3 protein-coding genes and 2 pseudogenes are annotated in these 2,702 nt (G+C 68.4%); 3 read left to right on the top strand and 2 right to left on the bottom strand.

Annotated features, from left to right (window positions below; all coding sequences use genetic code 11):
* Positions 1-582: pseudogene (locus RT567_RS15845) on the bottom strand (GNAT family N-acetyltransferase); the annotation flags it as partial.
* Between the two features lie 130 nt (positions 583-712).
* On the opposite strand from RT567_RS15845, the gene RT567_RS15840 reads away from it, so the two are divergent.
* The gene (locus tag RT567_RS15840) at positions 713-1,174 is read left to right on the top strand and encodes a superoxide dismutase (protein WP_313577179.1); all 462 of its coding nucleotides are present in this window, start codon (positions 713-715) and stop codon (positions 1,172-1,174) included.
* Between the two features lie 71 nt (positions 1,175-1,245).
* On the opposite strand, the gene RT567_RS15835 is transcribed toward RT567_RS15840, so the two are convergent.
* Positions 1,246-1,503, bottom strand: coding sequence for a GlsB/YeaQ/YmgE family stress response membrane protein (locus RT567_RS15835; protein WP_003168780.1), 258 nt, complete (start codon positions 1,501-1,503; stop codon positions 1,246-1,248).
* Positions 1,504-1,663: 160 nt separating this feature from the next.
* Between RT567_RS15835 and RT567_RS15830 the strand changes: the two are divergent.
* Positions 1,664-1,882, top strand: a pseudogene (locus RT567_RS15830) (helix-turn-helix domain-containing protein); the annotation flags it as partial.
* 130 nt (positions 1,883-2,012) lie between these two features.
* Positions 2,013-2,702 (top strand): histidinol-phosphatase (hisN, locus tag RT567_RS15825; RefSeq protein ID WP_313577178.1); only part of this gene is annotated, 690 nt, incomplete at its 3' end.

Here is a 2,702-nt window from a genome sequence, read left to right as displayed (position 1 = left end):
CCCAGCGCGCAGGAAGCCCGAGGCCTGTTTGTCGACCAGGAAGGTCCACCACAGCTCGTCAGTATAGGCCGTGTCGCGATAGGCGAAGAGGCCCAGCCACAGCATGGCCGCCACCGCCGCCGCCAGCATCAGCAGCCAGCCCGGCCGCAGCGGCTCGCCCAGGCGCGAGCGACGATTGAAGGCCGACCGGCACGGCGTCAGCAAGGCCGCCGCCAGGGTCAGCTCGATCGCCTCCTCCCAGTCCAGCCCCTTCATCAGCGAGAAGACCGCCCCGACCAGCAGGACGGCCAGCGCCGCATAATAGGCCCCGCGCCGCCGTCGCCACAGCCCCGCAGAGATCAACAGCAGGACGAAACCCGTCACGCTGGCCGCGAAATGGGACAGGTCGATCAGCAGCGGCGGATAGAAGCGCCCGATCGCGCTCAGTCGGTCGCTGAAGGCGGGCGTCACCGCCGACAGCAGCATCACCCCGCCCAGCAGGAAGGTGGCGACCGCGAACATCTGCGGCGTCAGCTCATAGGCCAGCCCCGCCAGTCGACGTGTGATCCGCCAAGGGTCGTGTTTTGCGCTCGGTTTGGTCAATCGCTCTCCAGAGAGCAAGAATCGGTCGTTTGGGGCGAGTAAAAGGTCATTTCGAGGCAGGTGAAACCATCAGAGATCACGCGGGTTCATTTTTTCGCGAGCGCCGGGCTCGCCCTTCCAGGAGTTTCTCATGATCCGCAAGACCGCCCTGCTGACCGGCATCGCCGGCGCCTTCCTCATCGCCGCCCCTGCCTTCGCCCAGGACGCCACGACGCCGCAGACGCCCGAACCGGCTCCCGCTGAGGCGGCTGCGGCTCCCCAGAGCCTGACCCTCACGCCGGGCTCGACCGTCAAGGGCAGCGACGGCGCCGAGATCGGCAAACTGGTCGGCGTCCAGAACGGCGCCAACGGTCAGGAACTGACCGTCCGCACCGCCGACGGCCAGGTTCGTCCGGTGCCGCTGGCCGGCATCCGTCAGGACGGCGCCGACATCGTCGTCGACGCCAGCGCTTCGGACATCCAGTCAGCCGCTCCGATCGCCTCGGACACGGCTGAGCCGACCCCGGACGCGGCGGCTGACGCCCCTCCGGCCGACGCGCCGCCGGCCGATGAGCCGACCAGCGATGAACCGCACGGCGACGAACCTCACTAAATCGTCTGGTTCGACGGCAAAAGGGGCGGCCCGGCGGGCCGCCCCTTTTTTCTTGTGTGAGGAAGCGCCGATCAGGTCCGCCGCTTCACAAGACCGAGCAGGAACAGCAGGACCACGGCGCCGATGGTGGCGACGATAATGCCGACGATCCAATTACCCGCGGCGTCCACCCCCAAAAGGTTGTTGGCCAGGAACCCGCCGATCAGGGCGCCGACCACGCCGACGATCAAATTGGTGAGCAGGCCGTGATCCCGCTTCATGATCTTTTCCGCCAGCCATCCGGCGACGATGCCGATGATGATCCAGGCGATAAATCCAAATCCACCCATGCTTCTCTTCCCTTCCTGAAAAGCTGACTGCCTTGGCCGTAATGCGCGGGCGACCGTCGGGTTGCGCCTTCGCCTTGCGGGCGAAAACGGCACGCAGCTTGCGGCGCGCCTTCCTGTCCGTGCCGATCCGGCACAGGCTGAGGGAGACAGGAGAGTCGTCATGCCCGCCGAGATCGACCTTCACCTGGGTCGTCGCCTGCGCCGCCGCCGCCGCCTGCTGGGCCTGACCCAGCAGCAGCTGGGCGACCGTATCGGCATCCGGTTCCAGCAGATTCAGAAGTATGAGTGCGGCGCCAACCGCATCTCCGCCGCCCGTCTGTGGGAGTTGGCCGAGGCGCTGCAGACGCCGGTCAGCTATTTCTACGACGGCGCGGGCGAAAGCCCCGACACCAGCCAGCCCCGCCCCGACGCGCCCCTGGCCGCCGCCGCCTGATCGCCTCCCCGGTTCAATGAGCTCCTGATTCAATGAATTTGGGGCCATCACGCTCCGGGCGGTATATGGCCGGGTCATGACCGAGCTGGAAACCTTCGCCGTCGAACTGTCGCGTAAGGCCGCGCGCGTCGCCCTGCCCTTCTTCCGCGGCGACTTCACGCAGGAAGACAAGGGCGGCCCCGGCGCTTTCGATCCCGTCACCGAAGCCGACCGCGCCGCCGAGGCGGCCATCCGTCGCCTGATCGCCGCCCGTTATCCCGATCACGGCGTCATCGGCGAGGAATACGGCGAGGACCGCCCCGACGCCGACCACGTCTGGGTGCTGGACCCCATCGACGGCACCCGCGCCTTCATCGCCGGCCTGCCCCTGTGGACCACCCTGATCGCCCTGCGCCAGGACGGCGCGCCCGTAATCGGCGCCGTGGGCCAGCCCTATCTGGACGAGGTCTTCCTGGGCGGGCCGTCGGGCGCGCGCCTGCTGAAAGGCGGACACGAGACGCCGCTGAAGACCCGCGCCTGCCCCGATCTGGGTCAGGCGCTGATCGCCACCACCGACCCTGATATCTTCGTCGGCGACGACCGCGCCGCCTGGGACCGCCTGCGCGCCTCGGCCCGTCTGGCCCGACTGGGCTGCGACGGCTACGCCTACGCCATGGTCGCAGCCGGGCGCATCGACCTGGTGGCCGAAAGCGAGCTGAAGGTCTGGGACTGGTCGGCGCACAAGCCTCTGGTCGAGGCGGCGGGCGGCCGCTTCACCGACTGGCGA

The sequence above is a fragment of the Brevundimonas sp. genome (genome assembly GCF_032107865.1).
Lineage (GTDB): Bacteria > Pseudomonadota > Alphaproteobacteria > Caulobacterales > Caulobacteraceae > Brevundimonas.
Note: the sequence above shows the minus strand (reverse complement) of the source record. Positions and strands in the feature narration are given on the sequence as shown.